Origin of the sequence: Variovorax sp. OV700, assembly GCF_900099805.1 — a bacterium.
GTDB lineage: Bacteria > Pseudomonadota > Gammaproteobacteria > Burkholderiales > Burkholderiaceae_C > Variovorax.
The window spans coordinates 151,708-171,525 of sequence record NZ_FNDR01000010.1; the positions used below are offsets into that span (position 1 = coordinate 151,708).

20 protein-coding genes are annotated in these 19,818 nt (G+C 67.4%); 13 read left to right on the forward strand and 7 right to left on the reverse strand.

Annotated elements, in window-relative coordinates; translation table 11 throughout:
• The first annotated feature begins 29 nt into the window (after positions 1 to 29).
• The 12 genes from BLR24_RS22240 (at position 30) to BLR24_RS22290 (ending at position 12,251) form a co-directional block, all read left to right on the forward strand.
• Positions 30 to 665 (forward strand): DUF3540 domain-containing protein, encoded by a 636-nt coding sequence (locus BLR24_RS22240; RefSeq protein ID WP_093020892.1) that lies wholly within the window; start codon positions 30 to 32, stop codon positions 663 to 665.
• A 26-nt stretch (positions 666 to 691) separates the two neighbouring features.
• The gene (locus BLR24_RS22245) at positions 692 to 1,087 is read left to right on the forward strand and encodes a DUF4150 domain-containing protein (protein ID WP_093020894.1); all 396 of its coding nucleotides are present in this window, start codon (positions 692 to 694) and stop codon (positions 1,085 to 1,087) included.
• Between the two features lie 64 nt (positions 1,088 to 1,151).
• Positions 1,152 to 3,554, forward strand: coding sequence for a type VI secretion system Vgr family protein (locus BLR24_RS22250; RefSeq protein ID WP_093020896.1), 2,403 nt, complete (start codon positions 1,152 to 1,154; stop codon positions 3,552 to 3,554).
• Positions 3,555 to 3,564: 10 nt separating this feature from the next.
• Positions 3,565 to 4,032: a DUF6484 domain-containing protein gene (locus tag BLR24_RS22255; protein WP_093020898.1), complete on the forward strand. Its 468-nt coding sequence runs from the start codon at positions 3,565 to 3,567 to the stop codon at positions 4,030 to 4,032.
• Between the two features lie 30 nt (positions 4,033 to 4,062).
• Positions 4,063 to 4,824 (forward strand): DUF4150 domain-containing protein, encoded by a 762-nt coding sequence (locus BLR24_RS22260; RefSeq protein ID WP_093020900.1) that lies wholly within the window; start codon positions 4,063 to 4,065, stop codon positions 4,822 to 4,824.
• A 38-nt stretch (positions 4,825 to 4,862) separates the two neighbouring features.
• Complete coding sequence (locus BLR24_RS22265) at positions 4,863 to 5,345, forward strand: hypothetical protein (protein WP_139188788.1); 483 nt, start codon at positions 4,863 to 4,865, stop codon at positions 5,343 to 5,345.
• 41 nt (positions 5,346 to 5,386) lie between these two features.
• Positions 5,387 to 5,881 carry a hypothetical protein gene (locus BLR24_RS22270; RefSeq protein WP_093020904.1) on the forward strand — a complete coding sequence of 165 codons (495 nt, stop codon included), beginning with the start codon at positions 5,387 to 5,389 and terminating at the stop codon, positions 5,879 to 5,881.
• A gap of 16 nt (positions 5,882 to 5,897) precedes the next feature.
• Positions 5,898 to 6,977, forward strand: a complete 1,080-nt coding sequence (locus BLR24_RS22275; protein ID WP_093020906.1) for a DUF2169 family type VI secretion system accessory protein — start codon at positions 5,898 to 5,900, stop codon at positions 6,975 to 6,977.
• A gap of 16 nt (positions 6,978 to 6,993) precedes the next feature.
• On the forward strand, positions 6,994 to 9,357 hold the full coding sequence (locus tag BLR24_RS22280) for a TIGR02270 family protein (RefSeq protein WP_175543329.1): 2,364 nt from the start codon (positions 6,994 to 6,996) through the stop codon (positions 9,355 to 9,357).
• Positions 9,358 to 9,361: 4 nt separating this feature from the next.
• Positions 9,362 to 9,529, forward strand: coding sequence for a hypothetical protein (locus BLR24_RS30785; RefSeq protein WP_175543330.1), 168 nt, complete (start codon positions 9,362 to 9,364; stop codon positions 9,527 to 9,529).
• A gap of 113 nt (positions 9,530 to 9,642) precedes the next feature.
• Positions 9,643 to 11,394: a type VI secretion system-associated FHA domain protein TagH gene (gene tagH, locus BLR24_RS22285; protein ID WP_093020910.1), complete on the forward strand. Its 1,752-nt coding sequence runs from the start codon at positions 9,643 to 9,645 to the stop codon at positions 11,392 to 11,394.
• Positions 11,395 to 11,426: 32 nt separating this feature from the next.
• The gene (locus tag BLR24_RS22290; RefSeq protein ID WP_093020912.1) at positions 11,427 to 12,251 is read left to right on the forward strand and encodes a PP2C family protein-serine/threonine phosphatase; all 825 of its coding nucleotides are present in this window, start codon (positions 11,427 to 11,429) and stop codon (positions 12,249 to 12,251) included.
• 44 nt (positions 12,252 to 12,295) lie between these two features.
• On the opposite strand, the gene BLR24_RS22295 is transcribed toward BLR24_RS22290, so the two are convergent.
• The 5 genes from BLR24_RS22295 to tssA form a co-directional block, all read right to left on the reverse strand.
• Entirely contained in the window at positions 12,296 to 12,856 is a 561-nt protein-coding gene (locus tag BLR24_RS22295) for a hypothetical protein (RefSeq protein ID WP_093020914.1), read from the reverse strand.
• Positions 12,857 to 12,920: 64 nt separating this feature from the next.
• A complete protein-coding gene (locus tag BLR24_RS22300; RefSeq protein WP_093020916.1) occupies positions 12,921 to 13,403 on the reverse strand; it encodes an Hcp family type VI secretion system effector in 483 nt (160 codons plus the stop codon).
• Positions 13,404 to 13,541: 138 nt separating this feature from the next.
• Positions 13,542 to 15,038: a type VI secretion system contractile sheath large subunit gene (tssC, locus tag BLR24_RS22305; protein WP_093020918.1), complete on the reverse strand. Its 1,497-nt coding sequence runs from the start codon at positions 15,036 to 15,038 to the stop codon at positions 13,542 to 13,544.
• Positions 15,039 to 15,070: 32 nt separating this feature from the next.
• On the reverse strand, positions 15,071 to 15,586 hold the full coding sequence (gene tssB, locus BLR24_RS22310; protein ID WP_093020920.1) for a type VI secretion system contractile sheath small subunit: 516 nt from the start codon (positions 15,584 to 15,586) through the stop codon (positions 15,071 to 15,073).
• 67 nt (positions 15,587 to 15,653) lie between these two features.
• Positions 15,654 to 16,688, reverse strand: a complete 1,035-nt coding sequence (gene tssA, locus BLR24_RS22315) for a type VI secretion system protein TssA (RefSeq protein WP_093020922.1) — start codon at positions 16,686 to 16,688, stop codon at positions 15,654 to 15,656.
• A 71-nt stretch (positions 16,689 to 16,759) separates the two neighbouring features.
• Between tssA and tssJ the strand changes: the two genes are divergently transcribed.
• On the forward strand, positions 16,760 to 17,272 hold the full coding sequence (gene tssJ / locus BLR24_RS22320; protein WP_093020924.1) for a type VI secretion system lipoprotein TssJ: 513 nt from the start codon (positions 16,760 to 16,762) through the stop codon (positions 17,270 to 17,272).
• 14 nt (positions 17,273 to 17,286) lie between these two features.
• Here the strand turns inward: tssJ and BLR24_RS22325 are convergent, their stop codons facing one another.
• Together BLR24_RS22325 and BLR24_RS22330 are read right to left on the reverse strand one after the other, a co-directional pair.
• Positions 17,287 to 18,405: a type VI secretion system protein gene (locus BLR24_RS22325; protein ID WP_093020926.1), complete on the reverse strand. Its 1,119-nt coding sequence runs from the start codon at positions 18,403 to 18,405 to the stop codon at positions 17,287 to 17,289.
• A 25-nt stretch (positions 18,406 to 18,430) separates the two neighbouring features.
• Positions 18,431 to 19,759, reverse strand: coding sequence for a DotU family type IV/VI secretion system protein (locus tag BLR24_RS22330; RefSeq protein WP_093020928.1), 1,329 nt, complete (start codon positions 19,757 to 19,759; stop codon positions 18,431 to 18,433).
• Between the last annotated feature and the right edge of the window lie 59 nt (positions 19,760 to 19,818).

A 19,818-nucleotide genomic window follows, 5' to 3' on the forward strand; every position in this document is an offset into this window, starting at 1 on the left:
ATTGACACAACGAACGACAAGGAGCCGACATGGGCAGCCCTGAAAAGAAACTGATGCAGTTGTGCGCCGCGCCGATGCACGGTGTGGGAACGGTGCTTGCCGTCGACGCGGAGCGCCGTTGCCGCGTGGTCACCGCGCAGGGCGAACTGAGCGTGTCGCCGGCCGCAAGTTGTCTGCTGGCGCCCGAAGCCGGCGACGTCGTCTGGCTATGCGGCGACTTCGCGCAGGGCATGTACGTCACCGCGGTGCTCGAGCGCGGCAGCACCGGCCCGGCCGGCCGGGTCGTGCTGCCGGCCGGCGCGGTATTGGAAAGCGCCGACGGCACGATGACCCTGAAGGCCGACCACCTCACGCTCGCCGGCGAGCAACTGGCGGTGCAGGGCCGGGCTGCGGCCATCGCCATCGACAAGGTCACCGGCATCGGGCGCGAAGTGACATGGTCGTTCGGCCGCGTCAAGGTCATCGCCGACCTGCTGGAGTCGTTTGCCGACCGCGTCAGCCAGTTCTCGCGATGGAGCCAGCGCACGGTGGCGGGCATGGACCAGGTGCGCGCCACGCAGGTCGACTACCGGGCCGAACAGATGATGCAGTTGCACGCCGACAACCTGGTGGCCAATGCGGCGAACCTGGTCAAGCTCGACGGCGAGCAGATCCACATGGGCTGACCACCACAGCCGACACGGAGTACACCATGTTCGCCAATTGCCAACTGATGGGGACCGACACCGCGTTCCCCGATGTCTGCCTGACACCCAGCCCGGCCGGACCGGTGCCCATTCCCTATCCCAACATCGCGATGGGACCGATGGCTGTGCCCAACTGCCCGACCATTCTTTTCGTGGGCGCGCCTGCGCATAACCTGGGCACCACCATTCCCCAGACCAACGGCGACAACGCCGGGCTGGCCACCGGCGTGGCGTCCGGCATGGTGATGGGGCCGAGCCGGCACCTGACGGGCGCCTTCACGGTGCTGCTCAAGGGCATGCCGGCTTCGCGCATGACCAGCGTGTCGTTGCAGAACAGCACCAATGCGCCCGGTTGCAGGCTGGTGCCGAGCCAACCAAAGATCCTGTTGCTGGCAGCCTGACGGAACGGCCTGGAACGATCGCCCACACCCCCCACGGCACGAATACCTGCATGAGTTCCACGCCATGGCTGATCACGAGTTTCGTATCGAGAGCGATTCGCCGGTCAACGGCGAATTGATGTTCTGGCGCATCGTGGGCCACGAGGCCCTGGCGCGCCCGTCGACCTACGAACTCACCGTGCTGTCGAAGAACCGGGCACTCGATGCCAAGGACATCCTCGGCCGCGCGTTCGATCTGGTTATCGGCTTCCAGGATGCCGATGGCGGCCTGCACGAGCGTCATTGCCAGGGCCATGCGGTGCGCTTCGAGCGCCTGGGTCATGTGGGGCGCCACTTCGAATACCGCATCGGCCTGCGCTCGTGGTTCTGGCTGCTTACCAAGCGCAGCAACTCCCGCATCCTGCAGGACAAGAAGGTGCTCGAGGTGCTCGATGCGGTGTTCGAAGACAGCCCGATCAAGCGCTTCAAGAAGACCAAGGCCGACAACGTCATCGGCACCCACAACCCGCGGCGCTATTGCGTGCAGCACCAGGAAACCGACTATCAGTTCATCTCGAGGCTGCTGGAAGACGAGGGCATCTACTACTGGTTCGACGCGCACGACGCACCCGGCACCATGCACCTGTCGGACGCGAGCGACATCGCGCACGACAAGCTGCCGGTGGAAGGAACCCTGCGCCACGTGGCCAGCGACGCGAGCGAAGCGCGCCACAACGAGGTCTCGCGCTGGGTCAGCGCGCGCCAGTTCGACACCGGAAAATACGCCTCGCACGACAGCGACTTCAAGGCGATCAAGAAGAAGCTCGAAGCCGCGGGCGGAGAACCCGACAAGCATGAACTGGCCGAATTCGAGGCCTTCGAATTCGCCGGTGGCTACTTTTCGGGCGGCGATGCGGACGACAAAGGCAAGCTGCGCGGCGAGGAGATCGGAGCGCGGCGCCAACGCCACTGGGCGCTCACCACTTGGCCTGACGTGGCCGCGGGGCGCAGCTTCACTTTCGAAGACGACCCCGGCGGCACGCGGGACGGCGACTACATCATTGCCGCATGCACCTTCGTGGCGAGCCATCCGGGCTACGAGAGCATCTCTCATGACAAGCCGGAGATGCCGCTGGAGCAGGTGCTGCGCGAAGCGCTCGCCGACGATGCGGTTAACGCAGAGGCCTTGCCCGCGCTGGAGGCGCTGATCGCCGATGCCCCGGTGCTGCGCACCAGCCCCCAGGGCACCAGCGCCTTTCTGCTGACCGCAATACCCGTCGACGTGCCGTTTCGACCGCCCCGCCTCACGCCGCGCGTCGTCATGCCTGGGCCGCAGTCGGCCATCGTGGTGGGACCCGCCGGCGAAGAGATCCATGCTGACGACTTCGGCCGCGTGAAGGTGCACTTTCATTGGGACCGCTACGACAAGAGCGACGAAAAATCCACCTGCTGGGTGCGCGTGTCGCAGCCTTGGGCGGGCAAGGGTTGGGGCGGGTACTTCATTCCGCGCATCGGGCAGGAAGTGATCGTCGATTTTCTGAACGGCGACCCCGACCGCCCGATCATCGTGGGCCGCGTCTACAACGACGACCAGCCCATTCCGTTCGGCTCGCACACGCAGAGCGGCTTTCGTACGCGCTCGACACCCAAGGGCAGCGCGTCGAATTGCAACGAGTTCCGCTTCGATGACAAGAAGGGTTCGGAGCAGGTGTACCTGCATGCCGAGAAGAACCAGGATATCGAGGTCGAGAACGACGAAACGCACTGGGTTGGCCATGACCGCACCAAGACCATCGACCACGACGAGACCACGCACGTCAAGCACGACCGTACCGAGACGGTGGACAACAACGAGACGATCACCGTGCACGGACAGCGCACGGAAACGGTGGACAAGAACGAGACCATCACGATTCATCAGAACCGCACGGAGACGGTGGACCTGAACGAGACGATTTCGATCGGACAGAACCGCTCGATCACCGTGGGCGCGAGCGAGACTGCGACGGTGGCGCTGCAGCGCACGCACAGCGTGGGTATCAACGAGACCATCACCGTGGGCGCGGCGCAAGAGATCACGGTGGGCGCCATGCAGGCGGTGACGGTGGGGGCGAGCCAGACGATCAACGTGGGGGCCAACCAGAACGTGACCATCGGCGCCGATCAGACCGAATCCATCGGCGCCAATCGGGCGATCAAGGTCGGCGCCAAGCTCGCGATCAATGTGGGCAGCGATGCGGCGATGACGGTGGGTGCAGGCCGTTCGGCCAGCATCGACAAGGACGACTCGTTCAGCGTGGGCAAGAAGTTCGTGGTCGACGCCGGCGACGAGATCTCGCTGACCACGGGCAGCGCGAGCATCGTGATGAAGAAGGACGGCTCCATCACGATCAAGGGCAAGGACATCCTGATCGAAGGATCCGGCGCGGTGAACGTCAAGGCCTCGGGCAACGTGGTCGTCAAGGGCTCGAAGATCACTCACAACTGAAGGAGTCGACATGAGTGGACGCGACGAAGCACTGGCGCGGCTGATGCCGGCCACTGGCGACACGCCCGGCGCGATGCAGCTGGGCGTGCGGGTAGGGCGCCTCGTCGCCCTGGCCGGCACCGGGCTCTGGGTGCGTATGGAAGAGGACGAAGCTCCTTTGTGCGCGCGCACCACCGTCCACCTCGGCGAGGAAGACGTGGGCGGCGATGTGGTGGTCGCCTTCGAAAAGGGCGATCCGCACCGCCCCTTGATCCTGGGGCGCGTGCTGGCCGCGCAAGGCGAAAAGGACCATGCCATGCATGCGCAGGCGGACGGCGATCGGCTCGTTCTGTCGGCGCGAGAGCGCATCGTGCTCCAGTGCGGAAACTCGAGCATCACGCTGACGCGGGCGGGCAAGGTACTGATCAACGGCCATTTCGTGCAGACCCGAGCTACCGGGGTGAACTCACTCAAGGGCGGGTCCATCGAGCTCAACTGAGCGCGCGGACCGATCACCGGTGTTGCTCCCATGTCGCTGACCGTCTACGCCGAAGGCATGGGCCTCTTCCACAAGGGAAGCGGCGGCAAGGGCATTGCGCCCGGGGACGTGTGCCTGACGCCGCCGCCCCCGCCAGGCGGCCCGCTGCCCGTGCCGTACGTGAACGTATGCAGCGCGTCCGACCTGTCCAAGGGAAGCCGCTCGGTGCTGATCGACGGCGAGCCGACCGCGCTCGAAGACGCCTCGGAGGTCAGCACCAGCACCGGCAACGAAGCGGGCACGCAGGGCGGCAACGTGGTGACACACAAGACCAAGGGCAAGGCGGTTTTTTCCAACTGGTCGCACACCGTCAAGGTCGAGGGCAAGGGCGTGTGCCGCCATGGCGATCCCATGGGGCAGAACTGCGCGACGCCGCCGGTGGGCATCATCGAGCCCGCCGCGCTGGTGCGCGTGGCCGCCTCCCATGGCTGGGATGGCAGCCAGCCCTGCAAGAACCGATACAAGCGCCCCAAGGAGGGCAAGCCGAACGCCAAGCAGCGCAAGAAGATCGCGGGAAAGAAGTGCTGGAAGTGCAAGTGGCGCAACGCCACGGTGCCCGACCACCAGCCGCCGCTGATCGTTGCCTGGTACCTGGGCGGCTGCAATGCCGTGGCCAAGTTCAAGGATTGGGCCAAATCGACGGGGGCCACGTCCAAGGGCCACTGCCGACCGTGCTCGGGCAAGCAGGGCGGCACGGTGTCCAGAAGGCACGGGACGGCGCGCGTGAATGCCTTCCTGGCGAAGATCAAGTAGCGATCGATTTGCAATCAACCAGACAGAAGGAGATGCCGATGAGCGACTACAAGGAATTGTTCGATGACTATGTCGTCGAGCTACGGCAAGCCAGGGCCATTGCGCAGGCCTGGTGGCAAGCCCTCCTGCTGGGCGAGACGCAAGCCGGCGCCGATGCGCAGGCGGCCCAGGAAGCCGTCGACAGGCGCTGGCCGCTCGGGCCGGTGTCGCACCCGTTCGTGATTGCTGTCTTTCGCAAATACGCGCTGGAATGCCAGCGGCTCAACGACGCGGCGGAGGAGGCGGAGGAGGATGACGAAGACGACCTGGACGATTCCGACGACTCCGATGAATCCGATTGGGGCAGCGACGACACCAGTGAAGAGGACGAACACGCCGACCTCGAGGCGCTCGAGGCGCCGGTCGAGCCGCGCGAGCTGCTGATCGAGATGCTTTCGAACCGGGTCGAGGACCTGGCGGAGTTCATGGCGGACTTCGTCTTCACGCCCCTGGGCCTCGACAAGAAGGAGCGCTGGATCTGAAGGATCCGGCCCCGCCATTCACACCGGATGAAGGAGTTTTCATGAAGCCGAAGTACATGACAGAGGATGGCATGAACGACGGGATCGCGAGGCTGCTCGTCGCGCCGCGCGATCTGGCGCTGAGCGGTGCGGTCGTCATTCCTGTCTCGCCCGCGCGAAGCGAGGCTTCGGCCGCGCACCGCGCGCTCTACACCAAGTACCGCAAGGAGCTGAAGAAGATGCTCGACGACGCGGTCGAATGGTGGGCCTACCGCACCCAGTCGCTGGAGGAGGAGTTCGGTTCAGCCAAGGAGGCGCGGGTCGCGAACTGGGCCGAATTCCCGGCGGGTCCTGTATCGGATCCGACCACCGTCGCGGTCATCCGCAAGTATTGGCTTGCCTGCGCCGACCTCAACGCCCGGGAGACGCCACCGGTCGCGCCCGAGTCCTTCCTCCTGCAATGGGTGGTCGACGAAGGCGACATGGAAACCGCCGAACTGCTCTCGGCCATGCCGTACTGGCCCGTTGGACTGGACGGTGACGGCCGTTGGACCTGAACACCGGTATCCGCGGATGTCGCCAGCGATCTTCAACACCACGCCGTTTGTGCAGCAGTGCATGCTGCTGATGGACCGGGACGGGCAGCTGTTCTTCTGCATCCTCGTATGCGCGACCTATGGTTTCGATGAGGCGGGCGAACCATTTCCCCTGCCCGCGCAGCTGCCGCCGCCTCTGGGCGACGAGCCGGACGGCGCGCCGGGCCGGTCGTCCCTGCTGCGCGCGAGCGCCGCGTGTGCGGCAAAGCCCGCCGTCGACTTCATCGTGAACGCCACCGCCCATGCGCCGCATGGGGAAGCTGTGACCGAAATGGCCGTGGGCATGCGCGTGGGCGGGTGGCGCAAGGTGCTTAGCGTCACCGGCGACAGGCAGCGCATCGGGCTCACGGGCACGCGGGTGTCGTCGCCGCAGCCCTTTACGACCATGCCGCTGCGCTACGAACGCGCCTTCGGGGGCAGTGTGCGCGACGACGCGGGGGCGGTGAGCGCCTGCCATCTGGAGAACCCCGTCGGCGTGGGATGGCGCGGCGCGCGTTCGTCGGACCCCACGGTCGCCAGCGACCTGCCCAACATCGGACCGTTCGGACAGCAGATGGGGGCGGCAGACACCGCGTTCCCGGTTGCTGGCTTCGGCGCCATCGCGCCGAACTGGACGCCGCGCCTGAACTACGCCGGTACCTATGACAAGGCCTGGTCGGAATCGCGCTGGCCGCTGCCCCCAGTCGATCTCGACTCCCGCTTCGCCCAATGTGCGCCGCTCGACCAGCAATGGCCGCATGCGATGCCCGACGCGGAAGTGCAGCTGGCCAACCTCACGCCGGACGGCTTCTGGGCCTTTCGCATGCCGGCCCCCGACATCGGCGCGACCGTGCTGCATTCCACCGGCGTCGCACAGCACCGGCTGCGCGTGGACACGATGTACGTGGATGCAGAGGCGCGCACCGTGTCCGTGCTGGCGCGGCACTGCCTGACGGGCCTGCGCCGGTTGGGCTTGGTCCGCGAAATCGTCATTGGCGATGTGTCGCCGGGCTGGCTGCGTGCGCAGCGGCGTGCCAAGCGCTATGTCGGCCGCGACGCACCCGCGCTCGCCGAATGAACCGGGGCATGCCGCCATGCAACTGATCTACGCCACCGGGTGCGTCACGGCCGTCGGGATGGACGCCGCGCAGACCTGCGCGGCCATTCGTGCCGGGCTGAGCGGCATCGAGGCGGTATTGCCAAACACCGGCGATCCGCTGCTGGCGGCGCCCGTGCCCGCGGCCGGAAAGTTGAAGAAGTCGCAGGCAGCGTGGCTGCGCAAGTTCCTGCTGCGCGCAGTGCGCGAATGCATGGCAGCCTATGCCGGCGACATGGCGCGCTGCGCCTTGTTCGTGGCGTTGCCCGAGCCGTTTCGCAACCATGCGATCACTCAGGACGGGACCGGCCATGCCTTTATCGCGCGGGCGATGCGCAGCCTGGGTCTGCGGCCCTCGCCGCACTCGCGCGTGCTGCTGGAGGGCCACGCGTCGGCCGCGGTCGCAATGGAGCTGGCCGACGCGCTGCTCGCGCGCAACGAAATCGATGCCGCGCTGATCGGCGGCGTCGATTCGATGCTGAACGACGACGACCGGGAACGGCTCCACGACAGCGGGCGACTGCACGAAGCGTCCAACCCCTTCGGACTGATTCCCGGCGAGGCCGCTGCCTTCTTCCTGACGGGGCGCGCCGCGGGGCCGTTCTTGGAGCCCGCGATGGCATGCCTGCTGGGCGCGGCCCAGGCGCAGGAGGCCGACAGCCTGCTCACGGACCGGTATTCGGTGGGCAGCGGGCTGCAGCGGGCGATCGGTGCCGCACTGGACCGGGCTGGAGCGGCCGAGGAACAGATCGGGTGGCGCATCACCGACATCAACGGCGAGCGGTACCGCGCGTGGGAGTCGACGGCGCTGCTCGCGCGGCAGTACCGCGCCTGGCGCGACGGCCTGCCGTGCATCCACCTGCCCGCGTTCACCGGCGACGTGGGGTGCGCCACGCTGCCCTTGCAGGTGATCGTCGGGGCGCACGCCATGCACTGGGGCTATGCGCCGGGCGCCATGGCGGTGTGTGAATCGTCGTCCGAAGGCGAGATGCGCGGCGCCTGCCTGATCGGTCCCGCCGACGGCGCGCAGACGCCGCCGTTCCGGGCCTTCGTTCGCTGGAGCAGAGCCGCGGCGGCGCCGCGCGCCGTGGTCGCGCGCCAGGTCGAGCGCCTTCCGCATGAGCTCGCCTGGCTGGTGCAGCACCGCGCCCGGCTGGTCGGTGGGCGAGACACGCTGCGCCGGCTTGCCGGTTTCGACGAGCGCATCGACGCGCACATGGCGCTGCTGCGCACCACCGACGCCGAGGGCTGGAATGCCTGCATCGCGTGCACTGTGGACGCAGGGCCCGGCGGGCTTTTCGCACCCGCGGTGCTGGCGGTCGAATCGGGCGACACGACACAGGTGCGGCAGGTGCTGGCAGCCGCCTCGCAAGTCGAGGTGGAAGACGGCGTCTGCGACACGAGCCTGGTGGGGGCGTTCGGCTGGGTGTCCAGCAGGGCCCTGCAGGGGCTCGTGGTGAAGATGGCGGTCGCGGGCTCGCCGCTCGCGCGCTACCTTGCCGCTGCCGCCTTGCACCTGCACCGCACGCCGCCCGGAGACTTGCTGTGGGCGCTGCTGGACGATGAAGACGACGCCGTTCGCGCGCGTGCGCTGCAACTGGCGGGCGAGGTCGGCGTGGCTGCCAGCATCGACCGCGTGCGCGAGAACCTGACGCACGGGCGTGCGCAGGTGCGCTTTCGCGCGGCATCGTCGGCGTTGCTGCTGGGGGAGGTCCATCCCGCCCTCGATGTGCTCGCCGAGATCGCGGCGGGCGGCACGGCCGAGGCGCCCGAGGCGCTGGCGCTCTTTCTGCGCGCGGCCGACCTGCCGCGTGTGCGCCACGTGCTCGGGCAGATGACGCAGGCCGTACAGGGCGCGCGGGGGCGCCCGGCGCTGCGCCGGCTCATCGAGGCTTGCGGGGCCGCAGGCGATGCGCAGCTCGTGCCGTGGCTGATACGGCAGCTCGACGACCCGGCGTCGGCCCGCCTCACGGGCGAGGCGCTGCGCATGATCACCGGGCTTTCCGTGGAAGCCTCTTCGATCGCGGGTGCATCGACGGGTCGCGGCAGCGCCGGGCTTACAGACGACCCGGACGACGACAACGTCGCCGAGGACGAAGACGCCGACCTGCCCTGGCCCGACGCGGAAGCCATTGCCCGCTGGTGGCAGGCCAACAACCATCTCTTCACGCCCAGCGTCCGCTATTTCATGGGTCAGCCGCCCCAAGCGGTGCACTGCGTGCACGTGTTGCGCCACGGCTACCAGCGCCAGCGCATGGCGGCGGCTCAGCACCTGTGCCTGCAGCAACCGGGGACGCCGCTGTTCCCCGCCGCCGCCCCGGCCTGGCGGCAACAGCGCTGGCTCGATGCCCTGGAGGCCTGACCGCATGCGGGCCCGCTACATCCTCGCCGTGCTGGCTCTCGCCTTCCTCATCTCGGCCGCACTGCGCTGGGCGCGCAACGCCAGGCGCATCGACCCCGCCGTCCGCACCTGGCTCCTCATCGCCCTCATCTTCACTGCCATCGCCGCCTGGCTGCAATGGCATACCTCTTAAGGCGAGATTGCCAACCCGCTCCACGGAATGAATACTCCTTCTGAGTTTTTTCGCCCGTGCAAGCGCGGGCTGTGTTCGGGCGTAGAAGGGCATAGAGCCTCGGGGGCCGATTCATGATCCATATTGCTGTCATCACCCGGCAAGGCGCCCCGGCGGGGCAGGCCATTGCCGCCGATTTCGGCCCCAACGGGGGCACCATCGGACGTGCGGACACCAACACGCTGGTGCTGGTCGATCCCGACCGCACGGTCTCGCGCGTGCATGCGCAGGTGTTGTGCCGCGACGGCCAGTATTTCGTCATCGACCGGGGCAGCAATCCGATGCAGTGCAACGGCGTGCCGCTGGGGTCGGGCAAGGAAGCGCCTCTGACCGATGGCACGCAGCTCGTGGTGGGCAGCTTCGAGCTTCGCGTGCGCGCGGTGGCCGGCGTTGCACCTCCTTCGCTGGCGGTGCCGAACACGGTGATGAAAGCAGCCCCCGCATCCACGGCGGCGGTGTCGAGCGACGACCCCTTTGCGGATCTGCTGGCGGGGCTTGCGCCTCCGCCGCCACCGTCGGGGCCCGCCGCGTCGCCCCGGGCGTCTGCCGCTGCTTCGGCCGCGTCCGCCGATTCGCTGCTGTTCCCCGACCCGATGCAAAGCGGCTCGCGCAACGCGCAGGCCGCGCAGATCGATCCCTTTGCCAATCTGCTCGGACCCGCATCTTCTTCTCCATCGTCATCATCGGCACCGGGCACGAACTTCGGTGCGCTCGACGATTTTTCGGACTTGGGCGCGCCGCCCGCGAGCGGGAAGGCCGCCGGCATCGACGATCTTTTCGGTGGCATGGGCGGTGGAGGCGGCATTGGCGGCGATCCGCTCGCGCTTTCTCCGCTGGCCGACCCGCTGCTGCAACCCAACACGGCCTCGGACGCCGATCCGCTGGCGGCATTGCAGCGCGCAGCGCCGGCCACGCCGGTGCCGCGCGCGGACCACCTGCCCATCGACCAGTTCGGCTTCACGCCGCCGAAGGCGATCACCGCACCGCTGCCATCGCCACCACCCGCCACGCCGAGGCCGGAGCTGCCGCAGTTCGACGACATCACGGGTCAGCCGATCCGCATCAGCGGGCCGGAGGTTTCGCTGCTCGACCCGGTCGAGCCGTTGCCGCAACCGGCGCCTCCCGCGCCGCGGCCACAACCGCAACCGCAACCGCAACCGCAACACGTGGCAGCGCCGGTCGCCAAGGCTGCGGCGCCGGCAGCGCAGCGCATTGCATCCGACGACGAACTGCTCGCCGCCTTCCTGCGCGGCCTTGCCAGCACGCACCAGCCGCCCGAGATGCTCACGCCGGGCCTCATGGAGCGCATCGGCTCGATCCTTCGCAGTGCGACCGAGGGCACGCTGCAGCTGCTGCTCACGCGCCAGGAGTTCAAGCGCGAGGTGCGCGCCGAGGTCACCATGATTGCATCGCAGGCCAACAACCCGCTCAAGTTCTCGCCCACGGTAGAGGTGGCGCTCGCGCACCTGCTCGGGCCGGGCGTGCGCGGCTTCATGCCACCCGAAGCCGCGATGCGCGACGCCTTCAACGACCTGCGCGCCCACCAGTTCGGCGTGATGGTGGGCATGCGCGCGGCGCTGGCGCACGTAATCGCGCGCTTCGAGCCCGAAGAACTCGAGAAGAAGATCGCTTCCAGGTCGGCGCTCGATGCATTGTTCAGCGCCAACCGCAAGGCCAAGCTCTGGGACCAGTTCGTAGCGCTCTACGGCGGCATCGCGAGCGAGGCCGAAGACGACTTCCACAACCTCTTCGGCAAGGCCTTTCTGGAGGCCTACGAAGAACAGATGGCACGCCTGAAGGCCGACGTGCCGCCCGCTGGCAACTGACCCCCCCGACACAGAAGCAAAAGGCACTCCGCTTGGAAATCGAAATCGTCACGCTGTCCCGGCAGGGCGGCCGCAACTACAACGAAGACGTGCATGGCCACTGGCACGACGAGCGCTATGTCGCGTGCCTGGTGGCCGACGGCGCGGGCGGCCATGGCGGCGGCGACGTGGCGGCTGCCACGGCCCGCACCAGCATGCTGGGTGGCTTCTCGGCCGCGCCGAGCCTGGACGAAGCCAGCCTGCGTGCGCTGGTCGAACAGGCCAACCTCGACGTGGTCGCGCGGCAGGCCGAAGGCGGCAAGCTGGCGGGCATGCGCTCGACCATCGTGTTCGCGGCCATCGACCTGGAGCAGCAGGTGCTCGCCTGGGTGCACAGCGGCGACAGCCGGGCCTACCTGTTCCGCGGCGGCGCGGTGGTGGCGCGCACCACCGACCACAGCCTGGTGCAGCAGATGGTGGCCGGGGGCATGCTCGACGAAGAGGGCGCGCGCCTGCATCCGCAGCGCAACATGCTGCTGTCGGCGCTCGGCTCGGTGGAAGAAGCGCCCGACATCACGGTGTCGGACCGCATGCGCCTGTTGCCCGGCGACGTGCTGCTGCTGTGCAGCGACGGCGTCTGGGAGCCCCTGGGCGACGAAGTGCTGGTCGACACGCTTCATGCCTCACGCACGCCCAGCCAGTGGACCGAACTGCTCGACACGCAGATCAAGTCGCATGCCAAGCCCGGGCACGACAACTACACGGTGCTGACGCTGTGGGTGATTGCTGACGACAGCGACGCGACGCGCCTGATGCCCACGGGCGGGGAGGTGACGATGCCGGCGGGCCTGGAGCCCACCGAAAAGCCAGCGGACTAAGCGCTCATTACCGCTCCTGTCCGTCGGCAGCTGGTCTCAGGGACTCAGGGCTTCTTGGGCCGGTAGGCCTTCAGCGTGCCTGTCACGGTCACGTCCACCGTCACCACCACGAGCGCCATTTCCAGCTTGCCGTTGTCTTGGCGCTTCATCTGCTTGCGGGTGGTGGTCGAGGTTGAGCTGCCCTTCCAGCGAATCGTGCTCGACCGCACCGCCTCCTTGTTGCCCTTGTAGTTCTGCTCCAGCACCGTGATGGCGCCAGTGCCCGGGTTCTTGGAGAGGATCGAGGTGTGGTGCGGGTGGCCGACGGTCACGGAGGGTTCGTCCAACCAGCCCGAGTCGTCGGAAAAGGTGACGTCGGTCGTGGTGGTCGTCGTCATCTCGTAGTCGCGGTACTGCAGGATGTCGCCGGGCAGCGCATCCTTCAGCGCCACTTCGTCACCCCAGATGTAGTCGTCGTCATCGCCCATGGGGCCGAAGTCCGACGAGGTGCCGGCACCGGCCTGGAGCAAGGCCTTGTTGGCCAGATCCCAGCATTCGCCCGCGCCGATCTGCTTTCCGACCTGGCCGCTGGCCCACTGCAGGGCCTTGGCGTTGAGTGTTGCCATCGCGTGTCTCCGGATCGAAGGTCGAAGCGGCCTCCGGCCGCGAGCGGCAGCCGGAGACGCGCGTTCAGACCTTCTTGTTGGCTGCGATGTCCCAGCCGGTTTCCTTGGTGCCGTCGCCGGAACCGTCGGACTTCTGGGGCGTGTACTCGTACTTGAACTTCGAGAAGTTCAGCGTGACGGTTTCGGTCAGGCGGTCTTCGCCGCCGCTGCCGCCGGTGTGGACGTTGCTGACGATGATGTCTTCCATCGTGAGCTTGATGTATTCGAGCGGCGTGGCGCCGGCCTTGCGGACCACCAGCGTGCCCTTCTTGATGTGCTGGCCGTTGCAGCAGTCGAGCAAGAGCAGGTGCGATGCAGAGTCGACGTACTTGGTGACCGAGAGGTCCTGCACGCTCACCTTGCCGGCGCCCGAACCGCCGCCCACGTGGCCGGTGCCGGACTGGCTGGCGCCCCAGCTCCAGGCGAGAACGTCGATTTCTTTCTTGTGCGAATCGTCCTTGGATTCACCGTCGACGCCTTCGAGCTTCAAAAACATGTCTGCAGCCATGATGCTTACCTTTCAGTTGTGTGAGTCAGAAAAAGACAGGGCTTCCGGGCGGTGCGAGTGCGTTGTTGCCCGGGAGCTATGGAGAGAACGAGCGATGGGCCGGGTTTTCAAAGGCCCACCGAAGGCATATGCCGCCGGCTATTTGCCGCCCTTGGCGGAAGGCAGCTTGGACACCAGGCGCAGGGAGACGGTGAGGCCTTCGAGCTGGTAGTGCGGGCGCAGGAAGAACTTCGAGGTGTAGTAGCCGGGGTTGCCCTCGACCTCTTCCACCACCACCTCGGCCGCGGCCAGCGGCTTGCGGGCCTTGGTTTCCTCGGACGAGTTGACCGGGTCCCCGTCGACGTAGTTCATGATCCATTTGTTGAGCCAGCGCTGCATGTCGTCGCGCTCCTTGAAGCTGCCGACCTTGTCGCGCACGATGCACTTCAGGTAGTGCGCAAAGCGGTTGCAGGCAAACAGGTAGGGGAGGCGCGCCGCGAGGTTGGCGTTGGCCGTGGCGTCCGGGTCGTCGTACTCCGCCGGCTTGTGCAGCGACTGCGCGCCGATGAAGGCCGCGAAGTCGGAGTTCTTGCGGTGGATGAGCGAGAGCAGGCCGGCCTTCGAGAGCTCGGCCTCGCGCCGGTCGCTGATGGCGATCTCGGTCGGGCACTTCTGGTCCACGCCGCCGTCGTCGCTCGGGAAGGTGTGCAGCGGCAGGTTCTCCACCGCGCCGCCCGACTCGATGCCGCGGATGCGCGAGCCCCAGCCGTAGAGCTTGTACGAGCGGTTGATGTTGGTGGCCATGGCGTAGGCTGCATTGGCCCACGCGTATTTGCTGTGGTCGGCGCCGGCCGTGTCTTCCTCGAAATCGAACTCTTCGACCGGGTTGGTGTTCGCGCCGTAGGGCGTGCGCGCCAGGAAGCGCGGCATGCACAGGCCCAGGTACTTGGCATCGTCCGACTCACGCAGCGACCGCCAGCCGGCGTACTCGGGCGTCGAGAAGATCTTGGTCAGGTCGCGCGGATTGGCGAGCTCCTGCCACGACTCCATCTGCATCAGGTTGGAGCTCGCGCCGGTGATGAAGGGCGCATGCGCGGAGGCCGCGATCTTGGCCATCTCGCCCAGCAGCTCGACGTCGGGCGGGCTCTGGTCGAAGTGGTAGTCGCCCACCAGCGCGCCGAAAGGCTCGCCGCCGAACTGGCCGTACTCCTGCTCGTAGACCTTCTTGAACAGTGGGCTCTGGTCCCAGGCGGCTCCCTTGAACTTCTTGAGCGTCTTGCTCAGGTCTTTCTTGGAGATGTCCATCACACGGATCTTCAGGTGCTCGTCCGACTCGGTGTTGTTCACCATGTAGTGCAGGCCGCGCCAGGCACTTTCGAGCTTCTGGAAATCTTCGTTGTGAAGAATCGCATTGACCTGGTCGGTGAGCTTCTTGTCGATGGCCGCGATCATGGCCTGGATCGATTTGGTCACATCCTTGCCGATGACCGTGCTGTTGCTCAGCGCCTGCTGCGCCAGCGTGAGCACGGCCGCCTCGACGGCGCTCTTGGCCTCATCGCTGCGGGGTTTGAACTCCTTTTGCAGGAGCGAGGAAAAGTCGCTCCCTGCGTATGCGACGTCCTTGAGTGCGCTCTGCTGCTCGAGTGCTTCTGCCATGATGCTTTCTCCTGGTGGTCCGGTGGTATTGGTCAGGCGGCGGGCGCGGTGCCGTCTTCGGGTTTCTTGCTCGCGGCCAGGGTGGCCAGCAGTGCCGGGTCTTCCAGCACCTTGGCCAGCAGGTCTTCAGCGCCGCCCTTGCCGTCCATGTAGGTCACCAGGTTCGACAGCTGGGTACGCGCCTCGAGCAGCTTGCTGAGCGCATCGACCTTCTTCGCCACCGCGGCGGGCGAGAAGTCCTCCATGTTCTCGAAGGTGATGTCGACCTTCAGGTCGCCATCGCCGGTGAGGGTGTTGGGCACCGAGAACGCCGCGCGCGGCTTCATGGCCTTCATGCGCGAGTCGAAGTTGTCGGTGTCGATCTCGAGAAACTTGCGATCGGCCACCGGCGCCAGCGGATCGACCGGCTTGCCGGACAGGTCGGCAAGCACCCCCATCACGAAGGGCAGCTGGATCTTTTTCTCGGCGCCGTAGAGTTCGACGTCGTACTCGATCTGTACCCGGGGCGCCCGGTTTCTGGCGATGAATTTCTGACTGCTCTTGGCCATGGAAGTGCTCCTTGCGGGTGTGAATGGGACGGGCCGGTAAAACGAGGGAACGAAGAATGAAGTGGGTTTATTCGGATGGGCGCTTGCCCGTCACGTTCTCGATGGTGTCCATCGCGTTGGGCGCGAGGTTGGCCATGATCTCGAGGAAGCTCACACCGATGAGCTTCTTCGCGCGCTCGATCAGGAGCGGCGCCGGATTGCCGGGCTCGGCCTGTTCGAGATAGCGGATCACGCGGTCGAGCATCTGCACGGCGTCCTGCCGGTTCTGGATCTCGCCGCGCGCGGCGGCCGAGCGCGGAGAAGAAGCCGCGCCCTGCGTTTCATCGTTGCCGGCATCGCCGGCGGCGTCCACCTCTTCGGGGGCGCCGCTCGCAAGGCTGCAGGCCCGCTGCAGCACGCGGCCGATGCTGCGCAGGGGGGCGAGGTCGACCGCGTCGGCGCGGCCGGTGCGCTCGACCAGCAGCGCCTGCAGGCGTTCCACCAGGCCGGGTACGCTCACGGCGGCCTGCAAAAGCTCGGGGCGCTCTGCCTGGATCGCTTCAAGGCCGCCCTGGATCTGCGACATCGAATAGGTCGGATCGCCGCCGACGGCGTTCAGCGCGTTGCTTGCAATGGCGATGTCGCGCACGCGGATCGGGCCGACACCGGGCGCCACGCCCACCTGCGCGTCGTACAGGTCGCGCAGCACCATGTTCTCGTCCCACAGCGGTGCCAGCGCGTTGAGGCGCATCGTGGGGTCGTTGTCGTCGTCGGCATCGAGCGTTGGATGTATGCCGTCCCAGAAGCGGTCGAACAGGCCGATCAGCAATTGAAGGCCCGCGATGAAGCCGGCCACGCCCTGCAGCCGCGTGGAAGCGCGCAAGAGCAGCACCGCGGCGCGCACGTCCTTGCTCCGGCGCAGGATCGCGTCGGACTGTTCGGCCACATCGCGCCACTCCGGCTCCACCGCCGGTATGACGGTGTCGCCGAACTGTTGCTCGGGCTTGCCCTGCGAGGACGCCGCCAGCGCGGTAAAGGCTGCGTCGTACTCCAGGTCGTCGCCGCACGGCGATGCCTCGCCGATGGGCGTGAGCAGGGCTTCGACAAGTTCGTTGGTCAGCATGTTGCCTGTTCGAGTTGGCTGGTGATAATCAAAGATGCGTCGGAACCGGTCAATGCAACGAAGGGAATAGCATGCGCACGCTGGGTACACACCATTCGTCCTATGGACGCACTCCTGCCGCGGTTTCGCGGCGCCTGGCGCTGGGTTGCGGCCTGGCGTTGGCTGGCGTCCTGATGGCCGGCTGCGCAAGCAAGCCCGTGGTCACGCCGGTGTCGATCACGCTGGTTGCGGGAGCCGATGCCAACCCCGATGCGCGCGGCCGCGCTTCGCCGCTGACGGTACGTGTCTATGCGCTCAAGTCGCCGGGTCCGTTCGAAGGCGCCGACTTCTTCTCGCTGTTCGAGAAAGACCAGGCCACGCTCGGCGCCGAGCTGGTTCAGCGCGAAGAGATGCTGCTGCGCCCCGGCGAAAGCAAGAAGCTCGATCTCACCCTGCCCGCCGATGCCAAGGCCATCGGCGTGATGGCCGCATTCCGCGACCTGGACCGTGCGCGCTGGCGCGAAGTGCGCGCCGTGGAAGCAGGCAAGCCGCAGACGCTCACGGTGACCTTCGGCGCCCGGCAGATCCGCGTCGAAAGCAAGTAGGTTCGTCAGGCGCTTCATGGCGGCGCCGCGCTTCCATTCGAAGGGCGGCCGGGTCGTACGAGCGGCTGGTCGGCCGGCAGGAAGTGCGCGAACACATCGTTCACGAACGCGCCGCCGGCGGCCCCTGATGCGGCGGCCGTGAAGTAGAGGCCGCGCCACCGAAGCCCGCGCGAACCCCGGCCATGGCTTTCGAACAAGGCATCCGCCACCTTGCGCAGCGCGGGTTGCAGCGCCCGCATCGCCTCGACGAATTCATGGATCGCAAGCCGGCCCGAAGCGCCCGGCTGTTCGCGCAGCAATGCCATGCGCAGCGCGTGCAATTGCAGCGCCATGGGATCGAACAGGGCATCGAGCCGCGCGGCCGCCGTGTCGTTGCCGCCATGCGGCTCGGCCAGCCGATGGCCGATGGCTTGCGCCAGCACCTCCGGAGGCAGCATGCCGCGCAGCGTGGCATAGCCCGCCAGTTGTTCGAGGCCGGTCACGACGAGGTAGACGGGCAACTGCAGGCGCAGGGTGTCGCCGGCCTCTTCGAGCAGGCGATGCATCCGGGCCGCGAGTGGCTTCATCGCTCCGGGGTCCGCGCGCCGCAGCTCGCTCGCGGCGACGCACACCACCAGCCCGTTCAGCGGCAGCCGGTCGCGCCGCTCGGCCAGTGCGAGCAGCGCCTGCAGCCAGAGGCCGCGCGTGTGCGGCGCCGCCGCCGCCTCGCTGACAGCCGCCGGATGGAGTTCGATGGCCGTCATCGAACCGGTGAGCCACCAGCGCCAGTACGGTTCGCCGAAGGGTTCGCTGCCCGAAGGCACAAGCCGCTCGGCATGCGCCGCCGCCAGCAGGCCCGGCAGATTGGCCGCCGCGTCGCCCAGGAAGAGAAACCACGGCGCCGGGGCGCTGCGTTGCCGCATCGGCTGGCGCAGGGCCTGGCGTGCCTGCGACATGGCGTCGCGCACGGCTTCGATGGCGGCCTCGTCGGTTTTGGCGGCCGTTGGGCCCTGAGCATCGATGCGCCGCCGCAGCGCACGCCGGCGCGCACCGCGGCCCGCATCGCGCACGGTTCCGTACAGCAGCATGAAGCCGATCAGGCACAGCAACAGCAGCAGCCAGAAGAGATGGGCGGGCGACGGCGCGGCGGTCATGGCGATGGCGTGAGGGCTTTTCTTCTCAGCGGGCGGCGGTGTCGAGCGACACGAAATCCGCGATCAGCCGGTCTCCGCCCTTGTTGGCAGCGAGCGCTTCGCGCAGGCGCAGCAGATAGGCCGAGGCCAGTTCGAAAGGCGGCCGGTCGGCGGTTTCGTTGAACGGCGTGGGAGACGAGAGCACGGTGATCAGCACGCTGCCGAAGGGCGGGCCCACGAGCCAGCTGGAGGGCACCTCGCGGCCCAGCTCGAGTTTTTCGCCGGCGCGCAGCCGCGTGGCCACCTGGCCGGCGTTCAGGTGCATGACCGAACCGTCGACCGTGTAGTAGTCGACCCACAGGTAGCTGTCGTGGTTCGGTGCCGCCACCTGCACGCGCACGCTGTCGCCTTCGCGAAGCTGGCCGTTCCTGGCCGTGAGGGCTTCCACATCCAGTCCGTAGGCCTTGTCGCGGTTTCGCAGCTGGTAGGGCTTCAGGATGGCGAACACCTCGCAGTGCGGCCAAAGGCGCAGCTCGACGTCGAACGCGGGCGACTTGACTCCCGGCATCGCAGCCACCTCGTGCTCGACTCTTTTCAGGTCCGCGGGCAGCGAGACGAAACCGCTGATGCGCAGGTTGCCGTCCTTGCCCGGCGTGGCCGCGAGGTCGGCGCAGGCGTAGGTCTGCAAGTGCTGCTCGATGCGCTGGCCCAGGCTCGGCTCTGCCGCCGTCGGCCCGGCCGGCCACAGCCACCACAGCAGATAGAGCAGCGGCAACAGCAGCGCGAGTGCACCGGTGGCGCGCAGCAATGCGCGGTCGCGGCGCTGCGTGTCGTGCGGTCCGGGCGGGTCCGCCACGCGGTAGGGTTGCGGCGTGATGCGGTCCTGCACCAGGCTGCCGAGCGCCAGCGGCCGCAGCCGCAGCTGGCGGGCGTGCAGGTCCTTCAGCTTGCCAAGCTCGCCCCGGTCGCCGTTCTCGAAGTAATACTGGCCCTTGAAGCCATACACGAGCGCATGCCAGTAGACCTCGCGTACCTCGTCGTCCTCTGCGGTCAGTGCCGACAGGTGATGGAAGAACTCGCTGTGCGCATTGTTCGAATTGAAGAGTTGCACCTGCAGCGGCGCGGCGCTGCTTGCCGCACCGGAATGGCGGGCCAGGATCTCGTCGATCCAGGCCACCATGGCAAAGGCCGCGGATTCGACCTGCGCGGCGGGCGTGCGGGATGCCATGGCACAGGCGCGCGCCGCGTCCAGCAATCGGCGTGCCTGTTGCTGCGCGGCATCATGCGAGAGCGTGGTGCGGCCGGCGGCAATCGATGCGTCGAGAGCCAGGCCGAATGAAACGAATGCCGAAAAACAGTCGAGCAGCCGGGCCATGAACCGCGCCCGTTCACTGCGCTTGCATGGCGAGGGATGCCTTGCACCGGCGTCTGCAG

Excerpts from the sequence above, each read along its gene's own strand:
- BLR24_RS22240 (WP_093020892.1), top strand. The coding sequence starts at position 30 with ATGGGCAGCCCTGAAAAGAAACTGATGCAGTTGTGCGCCGCGCCGATG.
- BLR24_RS22245 (WP_093020894.1), top strand. The coding sequence starts at position 692 with ATGTTCGCCAATTGCCAACTGATGGGGACCGACACCGCGTTCCCCGAT.
- BLR24_RS22250 (WP_093020896.1), top strand. The coding sequence starts at position 1,152 with ATGGCTGATCACGAGTTTCGTATCGAGAGCGATTCGCCGGTCAACGGC.
- BLR24_RS22255 (WP_093020898.1), top strand. The coding sequence starts at position 3,565 with ATGAGTGGACGCGACGAAGCACTGGCGCGGCTGATGCCGGCCACTGGC.
- BLR24_RS22260 (WP_093020900.1), top strand. The coding sequence starts at position 4,063 with ATGTCGCTGACCGTCTACGCCGAAGGCATGGGCCTCTTCCACAAGGGA.
- BLR24_RS22265 (WP_139188788.1), top strand. The coding sequence starts at position 4,863 with ATGAGCGACTACAAGGAATTGTTCGATGACTATGTCGTCGAGCTACGG.
- BLR24_RS22270 (WP_093020904.1), top strand. The coding sequence starts at position 5,387 with ATGAAGCCGAAGTACATGACAGAGGATGGCATGAACGACGGGATCGCG.
- BLR24_RS22275 (WP_093020906.1), top strand. The coding sequence starts at position 5,898 with ATGTCGCCAGCGATCTTCAACACCACGCCGTTTGTGCAGCAGTGCATG.
- BLR24_RS22280 (WP_175543329.1), top strand. The coding sequence starts at position 6,994 with ATGCAACTGATCTACGCCACCGGGTGCGTCACGGCCGTCGGGATGGAC.
- BLR24_RS30785 (WP_175543330.1), top strand. The coding sequence starts at position 9,362 with ATGCGGGCCCGCTACATCCTCGCCGTGCTGGCTCTCGCCTTCCTCATC.
- tagH (WP_093020910.1), top strand. The coding sequence starts at position 9,643 with ATGATCCATATTGCTGTCATCACCCGGCAAGGCGCCCCGGCGGGGCAG.
- BLR24_RS22295 (WP_093020914.1), bottom strand. The coding sequence starts at position 12,856 with ATGGCAACACTCAACGCCAAGGCCCTGCAGTGGGCCAGCGGCCAGGTC.
- BLR24_RS22300 (WP_093020916.1), bottom strand. The coding sequence starts at position 13,403 with ATGGCTGCAGACATGTTTTTGAAGCTCGAAGGCGTCGACGGTGAATCC.
- tssC (WP_093020918.1), bottom strand. The coding sequence starts at position 15,038 with ATGGCAGAAGCACTCGAGCAGCAGAGCGCACTCAAGGACGTCGCATAC.
- tssB (WP_093020920.1), bottom strand. The coding sequence starts at position 15,586 with ATGGCCAAGAGCAGTCAGAAATTCATCGCCAGAAACCGGGCGCCCCGG.
- tssA (WP_093020922.1), bottom strand. The coding sequence starts at position 16,688 with ATGCTGACCAACGAACTTGTCGAAGCCCTGCTCACGCCCATCGGCGAG.
- tssJ (WP_093020924.1), top strand. The coding sequence starts at position 16,760 with ATGCGCACGCTGGGTACACACCATTCGTCCTATGGACGCACTCCTGCC.
- BLR24_RS22325 (WP_093020926.1), bottom strand. The coding sequence starts at position 18,405 with ATGACCGCCGCGCCGTCGCCCGCCCATCTCTTCTGGCTGCTGCTGTTG.
- BLR24_RS22330 (WP_093020928.1), bottom strand. The coding sequence starts at position 19,759 with ATGGCCCGGCTGCTCGACTGTTTTTCGGCATTCGTTTCATTCGGCCTG.